Annotated in this window: 12 protein-coding genes; all 12 read right to left on the bottom strand. The window is 73.7% G+C overall.

Translation table 11 applies throughout. The features are described 5' to 3' along the window. Nucleotides 1-207: 207 nt before the first annotated feature. The 12 genes from WBN91_RS21515 to WBN91_RS21460 all read right to left on the bottom strand — a co-directional run bounded on the left by WBN91_RS21515 (nucleotide 208) and on the right by WBN91_RS21460 (nucleotide 19,154). Complete coding sequence (locus WBN91_RS21515) at nucleotides 208-429, bottom strand: hypothetical protein (protein ID WP_337725817.1); 222 nt, start codon at nucleotides 427-429, stop codon at nucleotides 208-210. Continuing rightward, nucleotides 426-2,825: a caspase family protein gene (locus tag WBN91_RS21510; RefSeq protein ID WP_337725818.1), complete on the bottom strand. Its 2,400-nt coding sequence runs from the start codon at nucleotides 2,823-2,825 to the stop codon at nucleotides 426-428. Before WBN91_RS21510 ends, WBN91_RS21515 begins: the two co-directional genes overlap by 4 nt. 21 nt (nucleotides 2,826-2,846) lie before the next feature. Further along, a complete protein-coding gene (locus tag WBN91_RS21505; RefSeq protein ID WP_337725819.1) occupies nucleotides 2,847-5,996 on the bottom strand; it encodes a helix-turn-helix transcriptional regulator in 3,150 nt (1,049 codons plus the stop codon). 4 nt (nucleotides 5,997-6,000) lie between these two features. Further along, nucleotides 6,001-7,491 (bottom strand): hypothetical protein, encoded by a 1,491-nt coding sequence (locus WBN91_RS21500; protein WP_337725820.1) that lies wholly within the window; start codon nucleotides 7,489-7,491, stop codon nucleotides 6,001-6,003. A gap of 93 nt (nucleotides 7,492-7,584) precedes the next feature. Then, on the bottom strand, nucleotides 7,585-10,293 hold the full coding sequence (locus WBN91_RS21495) for a CHAT domain-containing protein (RefSeq protein WP_337725821.1): 2,709 nt from the start codon (nucleotides 10,291-10,293) through the stop codon (nucleotides 7,585-7,587). Nucleotides 10,294-10,340: 47 nt separating this feature from the next. Continuing rightward, nucleotides 10,341-11,192, bottom strand: a complete 852-nt coding sequence (locus WBN91_RS21490) for a hypothetical protein (RefSeq protein WP_337725822.1) — start codon at nucleotides 11,190-11,192, stop codon at nucleotides 10,341-10,343. Between the two features lie 125 nt (nucleotides 11,193-11,317). After that, complete coding sequence (locus tag WBN91_RS21485; protein WP_337725823.1) at nucleotides 11,318-11,980, bottom strand: 4Fe-4S single cluster domain-containing protein; 663 nt, start codon at nucleotides 11,978-11,980, stop codon at nucleotides 11,318-11,320. Then, complete coding sequence (locus WBN91_RS21480) at nucleotides 11,977-13,092, bottom strand: hypothetical protein (protein ID WP_337725824.1); 1,116 nt, start codon at nucleotides 13,090-13,092, stop codon at nucleotides 11,977-11,979. Before WBN91_RS21480 ends, WBN91_RS21485 begins: the two co-directional genes overlap by 4 nt. Then, the gene (locus tag WBN91_RS21475; RefSeq protein WP_337725825.1) at nucleotides 13,089-13,652 is read right to left on the bottom strand and encodes an FHA domain-containing protein; all 564 of its coding nucleotides are present in this window, start codon (nucleotides 13,650-13,652) and stop codon (nucleotides 13,089-13,091) included. The genes WBN91_RS21480 and WBN91_RS21475 overlap by 4 nt, the downstream gene beginning before the upstream one ends. Beyond that, on the bottom strand, nucleotides 13,649-15,583 hold the full coding sequence (locus tag WBN91_RS21470; RefSeq protein ID WP_337725826.1) for an AAA family ATPase: 1,935 nt from the start codon (nucleotides 15,581-15,583) through the stop codon (nucleotides 13,649-13,651). Before WBN91_RS21470 ends, WBN91_RS21475 begins: the two co-directional genes overlap by 4 nt. Nucleotides 15,584-15,617: 34 nt before the next feature. Continuing rightward, a complete protein-coding gene (locus tag WBN91_RS21465; RefSeq protein ID WP_337725827.1) occupies nucleotides 15,618-16,922 on the bottom strand; it encodes a hypothetical protein in 1,305 nt (434 codons plus the stop codon). 18 nt (nucleotides 16,923-16,940) lie between these two features. Beyond that, nucleotides 16,941-19,154, bottom strand: a complete 2,214-nt coding sequence (locus tag WBN91_RS21460; protein WP_337725828.1) for a serine/threonine-protein kinase — start codon at nucleotides 19,152-19,154, stop codon at nucleotides 16,941-16,943. Between the last annotated feature and the right edge of the window lie 48 nt (nucleotides 19,155-19,202).

Genomic DNA, 19,202 nt, shown 5'->3' with positions numbered 1-19,202 from the left:
CAACCACACTTTTGGCCGGGTGCCGCTAAAACTTTTGCTCGTTCCTCACAAAAATTTCGGCTGCACCCGACCAAAAGTGTGGTAGCCCTTCGGGCAGGCCATACGGGGATGACGGAAGAAGCCCAGGGGAGCGGTTTGCTGCGCGAGCTTCGTGGAAGCGCGCTGCGCGCGCCGGAGGGCGTGGCCTTTGGGGTTGTGTGGGGGCTTTTAGCCCGAGATTTCGGTGGGGCGGGTGCCGGAGTCGTCGTCTACTACGGCGGTGAGGGCTAGTTTGCCGTTGAAGAAGACGGTTACCGGCCTGCCTTCGGCCAGCAGTGGGAGGCGGACTACGGTGCCGTCGGTCATGGCTTGTTCGATGTCGGACACGACCTTGGCCGCGTCGGCGTCGGACAGGCCCCATGACTGGTCGCCGATGATCACTCGCTTCATCCTGCTGTCCCCTCTCGGTGTGTGGAGCCCGCTACCCCCACCCTGACGGACGGCTCGGTCACCGTGCAGCGGAATGAGAAGTCTTGGGCTCGTACGGAGCCGTCGCCCACGGTTCGGGCTAGTCCGAAGTGTTCGGCGGCGGTCAGGGTTGTTCGGTACAGGCCGGTGGTGGTGCCCAGGGCCGTTATCAGTGCCTGGTGGGCGGTGTCGATCAGGTTGGGGGAGGTTTTGGGGAGGTGTGTTGCCAGGTTGAAGGGGGCTGCGGGGGACATCCATACGGCTACGTCCAAGGAAGAGCGGGCGGTGCCTTGGAAGATGGGGGTGGTGGGGAAGGGGAGGCGTTCGCCGTCCTTGATGTCTTCGAAGAACTCCGTGTGGACGTGGAAGGTGTCGTTCGTGATGACCAGGGCGTCCAGGCGGACGTTTGACCAGCGGGAGCGGCGGTTGTGGTGGACCACCAAGTCCGACAGGTGCACGGCTACCTCGCACTCGCGAGCCGAGCGGGGCCAGGACGGGGTGGTGGGGCGGTCGTCTACCTGGAAGGTGGAGGTTTCCGGGGCGGGTGCGGGGGTGGGGACCAGGTCGAAGTCCACTGTGTGCACGGCGAAGCGGACGGGGCGGGCGGCTTCTGGGGCGGTTTCGCGGATGCCGGCTGTGCCCAGTTGACGTAGGTAGCGTTCCAAGCGGGACCAGTTGTTGCTGCGGACGCCCGACTGCTCCAGTACTCGTGTGTCGGTTGGTTCGGCGCTTACCAGGGCCACGATGGTTTCCGGGCGTGGGTCGCGGGCGGGAACGGTGTGGGGCCAGCTCACCGCAAGGCCGGCTAGTCGGCCCGTGTGGTCGTGGCCGCCGAAGGTGTAGGAGCTTCCCGCGTCCAGGCGCACGCCGCTGGGAGCGGACGGGTTGAGGACTGAGATTTGGTGGGACACGCCGATGTCCAGTAGTGACACGTAGATTGTTGTCGTGCCCTGGTTGCGGACTTCTATGCAGATCGATTGACCGGAGTGCACGACTGCCCCGGACCTGGGGAGCGGTACTGCTGTCCCGTCGATCACCCTCGCGAACTTGATGGATACGGGTGTTGCGAGCGCTAGCCACGGGTCCTCCGTCAGGCGCCGTAGCGCCTGTGCCTGTGCTACTCGCTTGAGGTTGGCGACGACCGTGTCGGCGGTTTGTGGTGCGTGCAGTGGGCCGAAGGTGTCGTGGACTACCAGGCCGGCTGGTTCGGCCTCGACCCGTACGTCGGCGTCCTCGGCCACGGCGACGATCGGTACTGGCTCTACCAAGCGGGCGACTGTGGCCAAGCGGGGGTCGTTGCCGGTGATCTGTACTGGCAGTGCGGGTAGTGCGGCTCGTACCAGGTGGGCTCGCGCGCCTAGGGGCACCGGTGCGTCGGTGGACAGCACTCCGTATGCGGCTTGGGCGTCGACTTGGCCGACTACGACGTCGCCTAGTTTGCGGGTGTCGTCGGCCTCTGGTGAGTCGTCGGGCATCACTACGAACTCGTCGCCTGGGCGCACGCCGAACAGCGGTGCGCCCGCGATGCGTACACGGTCGCGCATCGGGCTGACCGGGAACGTGGCCACCGGGTCGGTTTCGGTGGTGTCGAAGACGATCCGTCGTGCGGGGCCCTCTACCTCGGGGCGTTGGCTCGGCCACGCGGCCAGCACGCGCTGCCGCACGCGGTCCACGACGGTTGCCCACGACACCGCCAGGCCGCTGTCCCGCAGTTCGGTGAGGGATCGGGTGAGTGCGTCGGTCAGGTAGCCCATGCGCACGCCGTCGGCGTTGGCGGCCTCGCCCGCTAACTGCTCCGGGCCGCATGCCACGATTCGCACCGCGTGCGGGTTGCCGGTTGCGGGGAGGTCCACTGGTAGGCCTTCGCGGCGCAGGGTGTCCAGGTGGGCGCGGATCAGGTGGGCCGGCACCGGGCGTGACCTGCCCTTCACGACGGGGTCGCGGTCGCGGGACATGTGGGCGGAGTGGCAGCAGTCCAGGATCACGGTGACGTTGCGGGTGCGTTCGGTCAGTCGGGCCAGCAGCACGGACAACTCCAGTGCGGTGATGCCGCGGAAGTCCTCCTCGGTGGAGGCGGTGAAGTCGGTTGGCTCGATCAGCTGGAGGACCTTGTGGCCGGGAGTGCCCCACCCGCGCTCCGGGTCGGGCGAGTACGCGCCGTGGCCGCTGTAGTAGACGACCACGGCGTCGTCCGGGCGAGCTTGGCCGATGAGCCGCTCGTAGGCGTCGAGGATGCCCGCGCGGCTGGCGTTCTCCTCCTCGCACCGGGTGCTGTGGAAACCCCACAGCGCCAAGGTGTCCGCCATCGCGGCGACGTCGTTGGCGACGCCGGTGAGGCCACCGGTCTGCGCGCCGATGAGCAGGGCCTTGCGGGCCATGTGGGTCCTCCAGGGGTTGAGCTAGCGGAGCAGTCCGGCGTCGCGCGCCTTGGCCAGGGCCGAGACCTTGTTGTCCACGCCGAGCTTGCGGTAGGCGTTGGACAGGTGCGTGCCGACGGTCTCCTTGGTGATCGACAGGCGGGTCCCGATCTGCCGGTTGGTCAGGCCGCCGGCCAGTTCGCGCAGCACTTCCAGTTCGCGGGTGGTGAGGTGGAACGGCAGCCCGTCCTTCGGCTCGGACCGGCGGGACAGGCGGTGCGACCGGGCCAGGCGGGTGACGGACTCCAGCAGCGGCGCGGCGCCGAGCCGTTCGGCGATGCCCGCCGCCTCCGCCGCGGCGGCCGACGCGCCCGCCCGGTCGCCGTCCCGGACAGTGGCGGAAGCCAAGCGGGACAACGCGTACGCCAGCGGGTAGGGCCGGTCCAGCTCCCGCCACGCCTGTGCGACCGCCGTCCACTCGGCGGCTGTGTCGGTGTCGTCGGCACGGCGGTGCTCGGCGTCGCTCTGCGCGGCCAGGACAGCGGATTCGGCGTCGTCCGCGCCCCGGCCCGCGGTGCGCGCCCACTCCACCAGGTCCGGCGCGGCCACCCGGGCGTCGGCGGCGACCCGCAGGCCGAACGCGCACAGTTGCAGCACCAGCAGGTGGTCCTCGGCGTCCGCGATGGCCTTCACGCCGTGCCGCACGGTGTCCAGCGCGGCCTCCGGGTCGCCGCGGTGAGCGGCCAGTTCGGCCAGGCACCGGTAGAGCGGGCTGAGGAACCGGGGTTGCGCGCTGGGTTGGGTGCGGACGCTCTCCAGCAGTTGCTCGGCGTCGTCGAGCCGGCCGGTGGCGAGGTCGATCTCGGCCTTGGTGAGCCGCTGGAACGTGGTCTCGCGCGCCGGGTAGTACCGCAGCACCTCGGTGATCAGCACGTCCGCCTCGGCCCACCGGCCCAGCAGGAACAGCGTGGCGCACGCGTTGTTGGCCAGCAGCCCGGCCTGCCGCGCGCCCAGCAGCCCCAGTTCGCGGCTCTTCTCCAGCCCCTGCTGGAAGACCTCGACCGCCTCGGCCACCCGGCCCGCGCGTTCCAGGCAGACGCCGAGGTTGCCGTAGGCGCGCAGCATGTCCTCCAGGTGGTCGGCCTCGGTGGCGATGCGCAACGCCTCGCGCAGCTCCGCCACGCCCTCGGCGTGCTTGCCCAGCAGCGCCAGGGCCAGCCCGGAGCTGTTCTTGGCCCGCCCCACCTCGGCGGTAGCGCCCGCCGCCCGCGCCTCGTCCTCCGCCGCGCGCGCCAGCGACAAGGCCTCGGTGTAGTCACCCCGCTTGATGTCCACAGTGGACAGCGCTGCGCTCGCCCGGGACCCCGCCGCGCTGGGCGGCCCACCCTCCATCAGCTGGCGGGCGGCACGATAAGCGGCCACGGCCTCGTCATCGAACCCGGCCTCCCACCGGTAACTCCCCAACCGCTCGTACAACTCCCCCAACAGCGCCGACCCGGCAAACTGTCGTACCCCCGTGGGAGAATGGTGACCGGGGGCCGGAGGCCAACCCACCTCAGCGCCCACCACGCCGTCTTGGCCGCGCGCCACGCCCTCGCCGGCGCTCGCCACGCCGCCCCGAACGCTCGCCACGCCCTCACCAGCGCTCGCCACGCCGCCCCGAACGCTCGTCGCGCTGTCCCAAACGCTCGCTGCGCCGTCCCGAGCGCTCGTTGCGCCGTCTCGAACGCTCGCTGCGCCGTCTCGAACGCTCGCTGCGCCGTCTCGGGCGCTCGTCACGCTGTCCCAAACACCCGTCACGGCCCCGTCAGAGCTGGTCGAGCCCTCCGCGGCGCACGCCACGGCCTCCTCCGCCCACGTCACCGCCTGCCGCAGGTGCCCGGCCCAGCGCGCCGCGTCCGCCGCCGCCGTCAGCACCCGCACCCGCTCGTCGCGGTCGTCCCCGGGCAGCCGGGACCACAGCTCCAGCGCGCGCCGGTACTGGACCTCCGCCTCCTGGAACGCCCGTACCCGCACCGCGAGGTCGCCCGCCCCGATCGCCGCCCGCAGCGCCTCGGGCACCCGGTCCGCCGCGAACCAGTGGTAGGCCAGCTCGGGCAGCACGTGCGGGTTGCCGCCCACCTCCTCGGCCAGCGCCTCCGCCAGCGCGCCGTGCAGCCGCCGCCGCTCGCGCGGCCGGACCGTCTCGTACGCGGTCTCCCTCAACAGGGCGTGCTGGAAGCTGTAGGACTCCTCCACCCGGTCCTCCACCAAGACCCGGTGCGCCAGGCACTCGGTGAGCGCGGCGTCCAGCGCGGCCTCGTCCAGGCCGACGACCCGGGCCAACAGGGCGTCCCCGACCCGCCGCCCGGCCACCGCCGCCACCCGCACGACGGTCGCCGCGTCCGGGCCGAGCTGTGCCAGGCGGCCGTGCATCAGGTCGCTGATCGATTCCGGCACGCCGGTGCCCGCGGCGACGAGCTGTTCGGTGAAGTACGGGTTGCCCTCGGACAGCGCGAAGTACCGGTCGGCCCGCTCGGGGCTGACGTCCGCGCCGGTCAGGGCGGCGACGAAGGCCCGCAGTTCGCGGGTGGTGAAGGGGGACAGGCTGATCCGGTGCGTGCGGCGGGTGAACTCGGGTTCGGCCAGGCGGGCGCGCAGCGGGTGCCCCAGGCGCAGTCCGGACCGGTAGCTGCACAGCAGCATCATCCGTTGGTCGGTCCCGGTCAGCGCCAGGTACGCGATCAGGTCGAGGGTCGCGGTGTCCGCCCAGTGCACGTCCTCGAACACCAGCACCAGCGGCTGCTGCTCGCCGATGTGGTCCAGCAGCCGCGACACCGCGCCGAACACGCGGGTCTGCGCGCCGAGCGCGGGTGCGGCCGGCGCGCCGGTGAAGTCCGCGATGAGTCCGGACAGCTCCGCCCACGCGGGGCCGGCGAACCGCCGCGCCTCCTCCTCGCCGTGCTGCCGCACGAACCGGCGCAACGCCTCGATCAGCGGCCCGTACGGGATCGCGCCGCCGGCCAGTTCCAGGCACCCACCCGCCAGCACCACCGCGCCGGCCGCCCGCGCCGCCGCCGAGAACTCCGCCACCAGGCGCGTCTTGCCGACACCGGCCTCGCCGTCCAGCACCACGGCCGCCGGCCGGTGCTCCGCGACCTCCGCGAGCAGTCCCGTCAACACCGCCATCTCGGCGTCGCGCCCGATGAACACCGGCTCACCCCGCGGGCCGCACGACGGCCTTCAGCGGACCCGGCCACGGGTAGCCGGGGGACAGCCGGTCCACGGCCTGCCCCGCCTCCGCGAGCGCCCACGCCGCCCGGCACACGCACCGCAGCGCGTGCAGGTCCGCCCACTGCTCGGGGTCGGTCACCCGCCCGCCGGCCAGCACCGCGTCGAACCGCCCGGCGAACCCCGCCGCGACCGTGTCGAGCACCCCGCCCAGCGGCTGGTCGGCGTCGAGGAACGCGCCGAGCGACCGCAGCACCGCGGGCAGCGCCGGGTGGTCCGCGGGCGCCCTGCGGGCGGCGGTGAGCAGGGCTTCCGCGCCGGCCGGCCGGTCGCCGCCGCCGGGGTCGAGCCGGTGGCGCAGGTGCAGCGTGACGGCCACCAGGAACCAGTCCACCACGTCGGCGTCCTCGTCCTCGTCGACCACCGTGCCGGCCAGGGCCACCGCGTCGTCCACGACCCCCACCGCCGGAGTGTCCACTTCGGACAGAAGACGGGCGGCGGACTCCCACACCGGTTCCACCAGCCCCAGCCGCTTGCGCAACAAGCCCCGCACGTCCACGGGCTCGGGCTCCGGTTCCGGCTCGACCGGCCGGGCGCGCGGCACCTCCTCGACGGCAGGCACCACGGCGGTGCTCGCTTCGGCGGTGCTCGCCTCGGTGGTGCTCTTCTCGGTGGTCTCCTCGACCGTGCCCTCCACCACCGCGACCGGGTGGTCCAGCGGGTTCATGTTCACCCACTTGCCCACGTCGGAGAAGCTGAACACGTCGTGCGGCTGGAACGCCCCGTACCCCGGCTTGGCCGCCCTCCCGAACTTCTGCTGCATCTCCTGGAGCTTCGACATGGCGCCCATCAGGCTCTGGAGGTCGTACCCGCCCGGCGAACCACCCAGCATGGCCCGCGCGGCCTCGGTCAACTCCAACGACATCCGGGCCATCTCGCGGATGTCGTCGCTGACGGACGGCCCGTCCAGCACGGCCCGGAAGCACGCGGCGGCGCGGTCGACGTCGGGGATCTCGGTCTGGTTCGCCGCCGCGGCCAACATGCCCATCACCGACTGCCCCAGCGCCACCCGGGTCATGGCCCGCCCCAGGTACTGCTGGCCCAGCATCATCCGCGCGCCGGCCGCCGCCGCGGGCGGTGCGCCGCCGGACTCCAGCGCCGCGGACAGGTGCCCGATCGACGCGTCCACGTCCTTGCCGTCCTTGAGGTAGTTGCTGCGGGCGCTGAGCGCGAAACCCAGCAGCAGCGACACGTTGACCCGCATCGGGTCCTGCTCGCCGAGGTGGCCCAGCACCTCCTCGAACGCCTCCACCGCGCCGTTGAGGTCGGGCAGGGCGGTAGGCGCGGTCATGCCGTTCTGCGAGAACCGCTGCATCAGCGCCTGCCCGAGGCGGCCCAGCGGCCCGACGCGCGCGGCGCCGGTCAGGCCGTCGGCTTCGGCGCGCAGCCGGGCGATGGCTTGGTCTACCGAGGACATCCGGTCTCCCTCCGGGTCTTCACGAGCAGGCTTCCACGGGCAGGGTCTCCACGGGCGGGATCTTCACTGGCGGGGTCTTCACGGGCGCGGTCCTCACTGGCCACCGTGCACGAACCCGGCCCACGCCACGACGTGCGCGTGGTCGTGGCCCGCGGTCACCGCACGCAGCCGCTCGGGCATCCCCGGCGGCGGCACCCGGTCCGGGTCCAGCATCCACATCTGCGCCGCGCGCAACGCCTGCCACGGCCGCATGCCGTCCACCCGGAGGTGGTGGTGGAACAGGTACATCAGCGCCGAGGTCGACTCGTCCGGGATGGCCCAGTTCGTCGACAGCACGGTCCGCACACCGCCCGCGAGGAACGCCGTGCCCAGGCTGTAGGCCTCGTCGTAGCCGTGGACGGACCGCCCGGTGTGGCAGGCGGCCATGACGACCAGCCCGATCCGGCGTTCCGGCACGGCCCGCAGGACCCGCACGATCTCGTCGGTGTCCAGCTCGCCCAGCTCGGTGTCGTCGGGCGCGAGCAGGAGCGCGGCCGTCACCTTGCCGTCTTTGGTGGTGTAGGAGCCGTGGCAGGCCAGGTGCAGCGTCGTGCCGGCCTGCGGCGCGGTGTCGGCGAGCCACTCGCGGACCTCCGCGGCGGTGCCCCGCCCGGACGGGCTGGTCGACCCGTCCGGGCGCCGCCCCACGTACCGCGCGCTGCGGTAGAAGGACTGCCGGATGGCGTGCGCCTCGACCCGCGCCGCGTCCAGCCCGACCGCCGCGCCCGCGGTGTCCGGATCGCCCACGACCAGGCCCGTCGAGCCCGGCTTGACCGGCCTGCGGGCGGCGTTGTCGCAGAACAGCCGGGCCGACACGGCCTGCGAGAACGCGGCGAGCTGCACCGCGTACGTGCCGTCGGCGCGCCGCGCGGCCTGCCACGGGACCCGGGCGAGATCGCCCATCGGGACGAGCACGACCCGCGGCACCCGCCCGGCGGCGGTCCGCGCGAAGTACCGCTCCAGCAACGGACCCATCGCCGCCCGCCACGCCCAGTCGCACAGCGCCTCGACGCTGTCGCCGAACGACCCGCCGCCGTCTGGGGCGATCTCCCGAGAGTCGCGCCGGGCTTCCCGGGACCGGTGGGCCAGTGCCGCGAGGTAGCGCTCGATGTCCGCGTCGCCCTCGACCACGAGGTGCGGCAACGCCATGTAGGCGGGCGGCCCCGTGCGGGGTGCGATCACCGCCGTGCCGGGGAACACGCCGTCACCGGGCACCAGGTACACCAGGGCGTCCGCGTCGGCGTCGGCCAGCGCCCGCCGGATCTCCGCCAAGTCGGGCGGGTCGAGCAGGTTGCGCGTGGCCCCGGCGTCCACCAGCGCGGCCACCACCTCCCGCCGCAGCCCCTCCGAGTCCCTGCCTTCCCGCACCCACCGGTCCGCCAGGTCCGCCCGGCCCGCGGCCTCCAGCTTCGCCGGCACGTCCCGCAGCTCGACCTCGGCGAACAGCACCAGCCCGCGGCAGGTGTCCAGGGCCCGCAGCGCGTCGGCGATGTTGTGGGCCCGCAAGCACGTCCGGGCCAGCTCGATCGCGTCCTTCACGGCGTCCCTGACGGCGATCCGGGCCTCCGCCGGGTCGGGCTCCAGCAGCGCGCGCCACGCGTAGCTGCGCTGCGCCGCCCGCCCGAACTCGCCCGCCCCCGCGAGGTCGCCCAGCCGCTGCCGGATGTTCGACAGCAGCCCGCTCGCCAGTGCCCACTGCGGGTGCCGCGGGCCGCCCAGCAACTCCATCGCCCGCACGAGGTGCCCTTCGGCCTCGTGCAGCCCGTCGGTGGAGCCGGCGATCTCGGAACGGCGGAACAACGCCACACCCAGCCCGGTCAGCACGAACTCCAGTTGCGACCGGTCCGGCCCCAGGTCCAGGGCCGTGCGCAGGTGGTCCACCGCGGCGTCGACGCGGGCCAGGTCGGTCTCCTCGCCACCGCGCGTCAAGGCGGCGAACAAGACCAGTCGGGCCTTCACCCGCTTGTGGACCGGGGCGTTCTGGTCGTCCAGCGACCGCACGGTCCGTTCCGCGGCCTCCGCAGGGTCCCCGCTGTCCGGTGTGCCGCGCCCCATCGCGTCCGAGAACGCGTCGAAGTCGTCGAACGCCCCCGTGAACGCCGCACGCACGTCGGCGGGCAGGTCGGCGGTGGCCGCCTTCAGCTCGCCGATCAGCCGGATCACCTCGTCCAGGTCGCCGGACCGCTGCGCCGCCGAGACCCTGTGGAGGATGCCGCCGAGGGAGCGCATGGTGGTCGCGCTCGGGTCGTCGCCCATCCGGTCGAGCGACGGGAGCATGGCCTCGAACGACCTGTCCATCGCCCGTTCGTCGCCCACCCGCCCGGCGGCGACCATCGTGACGACCCGCTTGGCGCCCTCGACCACGAGCTTGACCGCGGGGACGTCCCACACGCCCTCCGCCAGCTCGGCCAGCTCCCGCTCCGCGTCGGCGAGGTCGATCGGCAGGTCGTTGGCGGCGGCGTGCATCAGGACCTGCGCGCGGGCCGAGGCGCGCACCAGCGGCCAGACGGCGAGCGTGGGCGGCACGCGGTCCACGAGCCCGAGCAGGCCGTCCAGCCGGCCCGCCACCTCGACCGGCGCGAAGCCGCCGCCCTTGGTCAGCGCGAAGACCATCGTGACGGCGAGCCGGCCGCGTTCCGGGTGGTCGGGGGGCAGGCTCGTCAGGTCGGCGACGAACGACGCCACCTCGGCGCCGTCGACCGCGCCGGCCGCCACCCGGTCCGCGGTCGCCCGGCACCGCGCGAGGACGTCCTCGATCCCCATCAGCCCTCCTCGTGCGTACGGTCCCTGCACTTCCTCTGACGGACGGCTCAGCCGTGCGTTCCCAGGGCCGCGAGCACGCGGTCGACGGCGGTCACCGTGCCGGGGCCGAAGACGGCGGTCACCACGTCCGCCACGGCGTGCCGCGGGTTCTCGCCGCGCGCCAGCCGGTCCTCGATCGTGTCCACGGCCAGCCCCGCCAATTCCACCAGCAGACCGTCGTCCGCCGGTCCGGCGACGTCGTCCGCGCCCAGTTGGACCGCCGCGTGCGGCTTGCGGCCCAGCGGGCGCTCCACATAGGCCTCGTACCAGGCGGGCTTGGCGCGCATCGCGGTGAGCACGGTGTCCAGGTCGCGCAGCACGGCCCGGTGCGCGACCTCGGGGTCGACGCCGCCACGGCGCTCGGCCCACCGCTCGGTCGGCCACACCCGTGCTCCCGCGGGGACGTCGTTGCCGACGAACTCCAGCACGTCCACGGCCAGCGCGGCCAGCGCCGGGTCCTCGCCGAGCCGGGTGGCCAGCCAGCGCGGCACCCTGGGGCGCTGCAACGCGCCGCGCTCGCCCCGCCGGCGGCGGTAGCCGTTGACGGTCGCGAGCGTGAGCCGCCGGCTGACCCAGCCCTCCAGGTTGTGGACGGGCACGCGGGCGTTGCGGAAGACGTCGTCGAGCACCGCGTCCATGTCGTCGTGGAACCGGTCCAGGCAGGGGTCGTCCAGCCGGGACACCCCCACCGCGCACGCGCGGTGGCCCCGGTTCAGTTCGAGCCGGCGGGTCAACTGGTGGAACACGACCGGCTGCACCAGCGCGTAGGTCTCGGCCCGCAGCCGCCGCCGCTCCTCCCCGGTCGCGGTCGCCGCGTAGTCGGCCAACTCTCCGCGCCGCGCCATTTCCCGAATGTTCATGGTGCTCTCCCCGTGCACATCGGAATTCGATGTCCACGAAGCTAGGAGCGCCCCACGGGGATAACTATCGACCGGTCAAAAAGTCATTAACAGTAACTAGTCGAATTGGCCTTTCAACCGCCTTCTCAACCGCTCTGGCCCGGCGGTCTCAACCGCCAGCTCGCGCCCTCGACCGGCAGCCCGCTCGCCCTCAGCCCGCGCTCCAGACCGGCCAGTCCGCCCTGTCGAGGGGTGCCGATGAGCCAGATCCCGCTCTCGTCGGCCCGCACCTGGATCGGCGCCCGCTCGGGTTCGTGGTCGACGTGCTGGGTGTACTTGCGGCGGCCGAGGTCCGTTCGCATGACCATCCGCTGGTTCGCCGATCCGCGCCAGATCAACGCCGTCGGCCGGCGGATGTCGAAACGCCCGGTGACCACGACGTCCGCGAATTCGACCGCATTTCGGCGGATGTCGTCGAACTCGGATTCCTCGTAACCGGTGTAGACGAGGATGTCCTGGTCGTCGCGCTCGGCGTGCACGGCGGCGAGGAACTGGCGCAGCGCCTCAGGCTGCTGGAGCGGCTCGCCGCCGCTGACGGTCAGCCCCTCCGCGCCCCGCGCCATAGCCTCCCGCCACAACGCCACCAGGTCCGCGACCTCGACCGCCACACCGCCGCCCGCGTCCCACGTGTCCTGCGCCATGCACCCCTTGCACGCCAACGAACACCCTTGCACCCACACGCCCAGCCGGGTGCCCGGACCCAGGGCGGTGACGGGGAAGTGCGTCCGGCTGACCCGCAGCGTGCTCACGGCCGCAGCCCGCGCCGGCGCTGGACGGCCTCGGTGAAGCTCGGGTCGCCGACGGCCTGGGTCAGCGCCGCGAAGTACGCCTCCTCCGCCGCCGCGTACGCCGCCCGCACCGCCTGCACCAGCGCCTCGGGTCCGTCGTCGTCGGTCTGCTCGGGGTTGAGCCGGTCCACCAGCGCCCGCCACGCCTCCTGCGCCCGGTCGCGCCGCAGCCGGTGCCGGGCGTAGGCCTCCTGGAACGGGTGCCGCCGGGACAGGCCCAGCATGAACGCCAACGCCCCCGCCACGACCAGCCCGCCGACGAACATCAGCACCAGCGTGGTGGCGGTCAGGTTCAGCGGGACCAACTGCCCGCGTTCCAGCTCCAGCACCGACCCGCACAGCAACCCCAGGACGGCCACCACCAGCGCCCAGAACAGCCCGGTCACCCACACCACCAGGGTCAGCCGGCGCTCGGTGCCGGTGGCCTGCCGCGCCCGCACCAGCAACGCGGTGACGTGCGGCCCGGCCACCAGGAACACCGCCATCGACGCGCACACCGCCCAGATCGCCCCGGTCTCCACCCGACCGGCCAGGAAGTGCCGGAACACCAGGTAGTGCACCGGGACCTGGGCGACCACGAGCCCGAGCAGGATCACCAGCCGCCACACCGCCGGCAGCGCGACGGTCTCGCCCTCCCACACCGGGTCGTCGTCGGGCACCCGGTCCTCGGGCGCCTCGGGTGTCTCGGGCGCGGTCTCCCGCCGCGCGGTGTCGGCGGCGAGCCGGTCCATCTGCGACCGGGCGGCGACCATCAGCCGGTTCTCCTCGTCGGCCCGCGCCCGCAGGTGGGCGGTGCGGTCGCGGGTGATGGCGTGCCGCTCCAGCGCCGACTGGACGGCCGCGTCGCACAGCCGCCGCAGGGACACCACGTACTCGGGGTCGAACGCCTCGGACGGCCCTTCGTCCGGCCCGCCGAACGACCAGCTGTCCCGCACGTGCCGCTGGGCGTCCTGGGCGGCCCGGGCCTCGGCCTGGGTGACGAGCAGCGCGGCGGGGGTGCGGGGTTCGACGACGGGCCGGGGGAGTTCGGCGGCCGGGGTGCGCACCCGCCGCCAGGGTGACAGGACGCTCACCGGGCGCCTCCGCTCGTGCGGTCGTAGAGGGTGACCGTGCCCTCGGCGTGCCGTGCCAGCCGGACGGTGTCGCCGGACAGCAGCGTCCGGCCCACTGACTCGGGCAGTTCCGCGTCGTTGAGGAAGGTGCCGTTGGGGGTGCGCAGCGGTTCGACCCACGCCCGCCCGTCGGCGTCCACCCCGAGCACGGCGTGCCGGCGGGAGACGTTGGGGAAGTCCCGGAACGTCCGGCCGTGGGGTCCGTGGCGGCCCAGTTCGACGCGTTCGCCTGGGTCCAGCTCGACCTCGCCGTCGCGGAACCGGACGTGCAGGGCGGGCGGGGTCAGCGAGCGGCGGCAGTCCGGGCTCAGGCACGACCGGTTGTCCGGGTGCGGCGAGGGCGTGCGGCAGTGCCAGCACACCTCCAGCGACCACGGTTCGCGCTGTTCGGCCCCCTCGACCGGGGCGGCCGGCGGCGGGGGTTCGTCGGCGACCACCACCAGCGGCCGGATGTGCACCCGGCACAGGGTGTCCGCGTCGTCGAAGACCTCGTCCGGGTCGACCGGGCACTTCTTGCTCACGGCGCACCCACCCGCGCGGCGAGCACCGGACCCTGCTCCCCGGTGTGCAGGCCGGTGACCAGGACCCGCGCGCCGGGCTGGACGTCCTCGTCGAACAGCACCCGCGCCAGCGGGTTGACCAGGTTGCTCTCCAGCAGGTTGCCGATGCCCCGGCCCCCGTTCTCCAGGTCGGCGGTGCACGCGGCGGCCAGCTGCGCGCGGGCGGTGTCGGTGAACTCCAGCGCCAGCCCCAGTTCCGAGTGGACGCGGGCGGCGATGTTGTCCAGTTGCGCGCCGAAGATCCCGGCCGCGGTGGCGGGGCTGATGAAGTCGAACACCACGATGTTGTCGCCGAAGCGGTTGAGCAGCTCGGGCCGGGCCAGCTTGGTGGTGAAGTGGTCCCGGATGGCGGCCTTGACCTTGGCCTCCAGCTCCGGGTACGGCATCCCGGGGTCCACGATCCGCCGCCGCGCGCCGGTCTCCGGGTCGGTGACGATGATGCCCAGGTTGGACGTGAAGATCAGGACGCACTCGGAGAAGTACGTGGTCACGCCCTGCCCGTCGGTGAGCCGGCCGTCCTCCAGGATCTGGAGGAACTTGTCCAGCACCAGCGGGTGCGCCTTCTCGATCTCGTCGAACAGCACCACCTGGAACGGCCGCCTGCGCACCGCACCGGTCAGCTCGCCGCCCGCCTCGAACCCGACGTAGCCCGGCGGCGCGCCGATGAGCCGGTCGGCGGCCTGCTCGGCGGCGAACTCGCTCATGTCGAACCGCAGGTAGGCCTGGGCGTCGCCGAACAGGACCTCGGCGACCTGCTTGGCCAGCTCGGTCTTGCCCACGCCGGTGGGTCCGGCGAAGAACAGCACACCGCGCGGCCGGGACCCCGGGGTGCTCGCCTGCGCCCCGGACAGGCCCAGCGCGGCCCGCTTGAGGATGTCCAGGGTCTTCGCGACCGCCCGCTCCTGCCCCTTGACCCGGCCGGAGATCACCTGCTCGCCCTTGGTGATCTGCGCCCGGACGCTGCCGCGCCGCCACAGGTTGTCGTCCACGCCCAGCTTGTAGATCCGGGTGGCGTCGGCGATGCGGTCCAGGCCCAGCCCGCGGTCGCGGGCCAGCCGGGCGATGCGCAGCATGGACTCCAGGGTCAGGCCCTCGGTCCGGTTGGCGAACTCCTCGGCCGGCTCGATCCGGGTCGGTCTATCCACTGTGGATGGTGGGAACACCGGCACCAGCAGGCGGGCCATGTCCAGCCGGTTGTCCAGGGTCGGCAGGCCCACGGCGACCGTGCGGAACGCCTCGACGCCGGCGGTGAGCCAGGCGGGCAGGTCCCGTTCGCCCTCGACCAGCCAGAGCACCGGGTTGTGCAGCTCGGCGGGCCGGTCGTCGCCGAAGGACGACGGCCGCGCGGTGAGCGCGAGCTTCTGGCAGTACAGGAAGAAGTCCCGCTCGTTCTGGTCGAGCTGGCCGGGCACGCGGGTCAGCCGGGAGGCGTGGTCCACCACCACGGCGACCCGGGCGGCGGGCCGCACCACCGGGGGCCGCTCGTCGGCGTTCCCCTCGCTCTCCAGCGGCGGCTGCTCGGGCACGCCGACCGCCTTGGCCAGGTGGACGCGCAGGCGTTCCAGCGACGGCCGCCGCCCGATCACGCGGGCGCCCAGGACCCGTTCGGCGGCTTGGAGCGCGGCCGGTTCCGGCGGGAACACACCCACGCCGTCCACCTGGTCGTAGGTGATCAGGGCCTCGAAACCCAAGGGGCGCAACGCCCGCCACAGCAGGGGCAGCAGGGTGAGGATCTCGGGGTGCCCGCCGGGCGGGGTGAGCAGGAACTGGTCGCGCAGGTTGCCGTGCAGCACGTACTGGGCGTGCACGGCCAGCGTCCCGGCGACCTCGTTGACGAACGCGGGGAACTCCGGCAGGAAACGGCCGGAGCGCGGCGCGGTGTCGTCGCTCATCGCGCCCGCCTCCGCTGCTGGGCGGTGCCATCGGTCATCGCGTCCGCCTCCTCTGCTGCTGCGCGGTGTCGTCGCTCGTGCCGGTCGCGGTGCGGACCGGCAGGGCGGCCGTGCGGTCTACCACCACCTGCGCTTCGGGCACCCGGCCGGCCACCGCCTCCAGGTCGTCGGCGAACGTGTCGCACCGCTCCCGGTCGGTGATCCGGGCGTCGTCGCCCGCGCCGGCGACCTCGCGCAGCACCTGGCCGTGGACGGTGGCGTGCGCGTCCACCCACACGTCGGCGACGTGCTCGCCGGACCAGTCGGCGCGGGTCAGCCGCAGGCCGGCGGAGTTGCGCACCTCGAAGGTCTCCTCCACCTGGTAGCCCAGGTCGGTGAGGTGGTGCTTGACCAGTTCGCGCACGAACGCCTGCTGGGCGGTCTCCTGCGCCCACTCCACCAGCCGGGCGCCGTCGGCGCGCAGCCGGGCGGAGAGGTCGCGGGTCCCGGCCACGACCGCGCGCAGCTCGTCGGCGGTGCCGTCGAGTCCGGCGGGCCGTCGCGCCCCGGCCAGGACCTCGCCCAGCGGGTCGCCCTCCAAGGTCTCGATCCAGCTCGCGACCAGCCGGCGGCGCGCGACCGCCGGGTTGATCTCGGCGGTGATCCGGCGGCGCAGGGCGGCCAGGTAGACGTCCTGCTCCTGCGGGTGGGCGGCGACCAGGGCGGCGGAGGACAGCGCGGCGGACCGCTCGTCGGTGCTCGCGTCCGGGTCGAGCAGGGCCAGGACCCGTTCCACCGCGCCGGGGGAGACCGGCTCGGGCGCGGCGGCGACCGCCGTGGCGTACCGGCGGCGCAACGCCTCCCGGTGGCTCGCCAGCGCGTCCGCCATGCTGGTGTCCACAGTGGACTTTTCGACGACGAGCTCCGGCAGCGGCACCAAGGCGTCCAGGGCTTCTTGAGCGCGGGCCAGTTCCACCTGCACTTGGCCGACCCAGCGGCCCAGCTCGGCCGGGTCGCGACTGCTGTCCAACCGCAGCGGGTTCGGCACGTCCACGGCCGCTCCGGCGGCGGCGGCACGTTCGCGCAGCAGGCGGAGGCGGGCGTTGACGGCGACGACGTCGGCGGCGGCCACCTCCCAGCGGCGGGCGTCGGCCGCCGCCGCTTCCAGCCCGGCCACCTCCGCCTCCAGCCGCTCGCCGTGGTTCCCGAGAGCGCGCACCGACCCCTCGATGGCGGCGTTCGCGGCCCGAGCCGCCAGCACCGCGACCGCGCCCACCGCGACGGCGCCCACGACCACGACCGCTCCCGCCGCCACGACGGGCAGTGCGAACGGTGCGACGACGATCCCACCTGAACTCATCGCTTCCTCCCTCGCCGACTACTGACGGACCAACCGGGCGTCCGCGACGATGTCCCGTTCCCGCCGGTCCTGGGCGCGCCAGGCCAGGTGCCGCTGCACCGCCCACGCCACCGTCACCGCCGCCACCACGGCCGGCGTCACCACCGGCCGGACCACCGTCGCCAGCCCCAGCACCGCCAGGAACGCCAGCACCACCGGGACCGCGATCCGTCGTGCCAACAGCCCGCGCGCCACCCGACCCACCGCGATCGCGCCCGCACCGAGGAACGAGTAGGCCGGGTGGAACCGGCCGCCCGCGTCCCACGCCAGCAGCGACTCCGCGACCGTGACCACCGCGAGCGCGGCCACCGCCCCGAACCACGCGTCCAGCACCTGCGCGTCGGAGGCGACCCCGGCCACGTCGCTCAACCCGATCAGCGCGAACAACGCCACCGCGACCGCCGCCACCCCCGTGGCCGCGTACCCCAGCGCCTGCGGCCGGTTCTGCCGCCGCGACCACTCCCGCTGCCGCTCGGTCCGCGCCAGCCACGCTTCATGCGCCCGTTGCCGCACCCGCTCGTCCTCGATCCGCGCCGCCTCCCGGGTCGCGTGCGGGACGAGGGTGAAGGCGATCCACGGGTACTCGGTGCGCGCGACCAGGTCGGAGAACCAGGGCAGCCGCAGCGCCCGGTCCTGCTCGTCCAGCGTGCGGCGCAGGGCCAGGAGGTGCGCCCCGGTCGCGGTGGCGGCCAGCAGCGCCAGCGACAGCGCGTAGGCCTGGTCCTGGCGCAGGATGCGCTGCACCTCCGCCCGTGCGCCGACATCGGGCACGGCCGCCGCGAGCGTCCGCAGGGCGGTGTCCTCGCGGTGCCACCGCTCCCGCACACCGGGCAGCCCGTCCCCACCGCCCGCACCGGACCCCGGCCGACCGGTGGCCAGCAACGGCAGCAGGTCCGCCCGCCACAGGTCCGTGACGACCTCGCCCGCCGCGCCGACGCCCCGCACGCCCTCCTCGGCCAGCTCGGGGAGCCGGGCCGGGGTGATGTTCCAGCCCCGGTAGTACGGCGGGTGGGTCGGGTCGACGGCCCGCAACTCGTGCAGGAGCTTGACGTCCGCGGTCTCCCGGCGGCCCACCTTGCGGCGCTCCGGCAACCCGGGGAACTGCTCCAGCCACCCGTGCAACCGGCGCAGCGGCTGCGGGTCCTCGCCGAACAGCCACGCCCGCGAGACGCCCCAGTTCTCCGTCATCGTGGTCGCGAGCAGGTCCCGCGCCCGGTACTCCTCGCCGAGGTAGACGTACGGCTCGGTGGCCTCCTCGGCCGCGACCACCGGCACCGCGGCGACCGGCGGCGACCCACCCGCCAGCCACGCGGCGACCTGGTCGGCGCCCCACCGGTCCTCCGGCGCCATCGCGAGCAGGCCCGAGCACAGCAACCCGATCCGGTCGTCGGCCACGTCCACCCGGATCGGGCGGGTGCCGATCCGGGCGCGCAGGACCCGCACGTCGTCGATGCCCTCGAACAGCCGGTGCCCGGTGGCCAGTTCCAGCACGGTCACGCCCAGGGACCACCAGTCGAACGCGGGCAGGACCCGGCCGCCGCTGATGAACTCCGGTGGCACGTAGGGGACGGTGCCGATCTCGTTGGTGGCCGTGAACGCCTCGCCGTCGGGCAGGTGCCGGCTGATGCCGAGGTCGGCGATCACCACCTCCAGCGGATCCAACGCCCGGATGAGCAGGTTGGCGGGCTTGACGTCCCGGTGCACCACCCCGGCCCGGTGCAGCGCGGCGAGCCCTTCGGCCAGCTGCCGGACGACTTCGACGAGCAGGGAGGTGTCCACTCCGGACGGATGCCGGCGCCGCCACTCGGCCAGCGTGCCGCCCGCGAGGTGCTCCATCACCTCGTACCAGCGACCCTCTTCCTCGCCGACTTCGTGCACGGCCACGACGTGCCGCGTTGGACGGCCGTGGACGAGCAGGTCGACCACCCGATCGTCCAGCCGCCAGCCCGGCCGGTGCGCCTTGAGCACGAGCTGCTCGTCGCTGTCCCGAACCCGCACCAGGTAGACGTCCCCCTGCCGCCCCGACCCGGTCAGATCCCGCACCACCTCGAACCGCCCCGCTAGCCCGGCCGGCAACACCCGCGCCCACCCGGTGCCGACCGCGGTGCGACCCGGGTCGAGCACGGTGTCCGGCTCGGCATCGGGCCGCACCCGTCCCGGGTCCAGCTCGGTCCCGAGATCCGGCGCGGTCACGCGGGCCTCGACGCGACTTGGACCGACCCGCCAACGATCGTTTCGCGA

This window comes from Saccharothrix sp. CCNWYY140 (genome assembly GCF_037401995.1).
Classification (GTDB): domain Bacteria; phylum Actinomycetota; class Actinomycetes; order Mycobacteriales; family Pseudonocardiaceae; genus Actinosynnema.
The sequence above is the reverse complement of the archived record's forward strand: the minus strand, read 5'-3'. Positions and strand labels throughout refer to the sequence as shown.

What these genes read in the sequence shown, in the direction of transcription:
- WBN91_RS21500 (WP_337725820.1), bottom strand. Translation starts at nt 7,491, where the DNA reads ATGTCCTCGGTAGACCAAGCCATCGCCCGGCTGCGCGCCGAAGCCGAC.
- WBN91_RS21465 (WP_337725827.1), bottom strand. Translation starts at nt 16,922, where the DNA reads ATGAGTTCAGGTGGGATCGTCGTCGCACCGTTCGCACTGCCCGTCGTG.
- WBN91_RS21515 (WP_337725817.1), bottom strand. Translation starts at nt 429, where the DNA reads ATGAAGCGAGTGATCATCGGCGACCAGTCATGGGGCCTGTCCGACGCC.
- WBN91_RS21510 (WP_337725818.1), bottom strand. Translation starts at nt 2,825, where the DNA reads ATGGCCCGCAAGGCCCTGCTCATCGGCGCGCAGACCGGTGGCCTCACC.
- WBN91_RS21495 (WP_337725821.1), bottom strand. Translation starts at nt 10,293, where the DNA reads ATGGGGATCGAGGACGTCCTCGCGCGGTGCCGGGCGACCGCGGACCGG.
- WBN91_RS21490 (WP_337725822.1), bottom strand. Translation starts at nt 11,192, where the DNA reads ATGAACATTCGGGAAATGGCGCGGCGCGGAGAGTTGGCCGACTACGCG.
- WBN91_RS21470 (WP_337725826.1), bottom strand. Translation starts at nt 15,583, where the DNA reads ATGAGCGACGACACCGCGCCGCGCTCCGGCCGTTTCCTGCCGGAGTTC.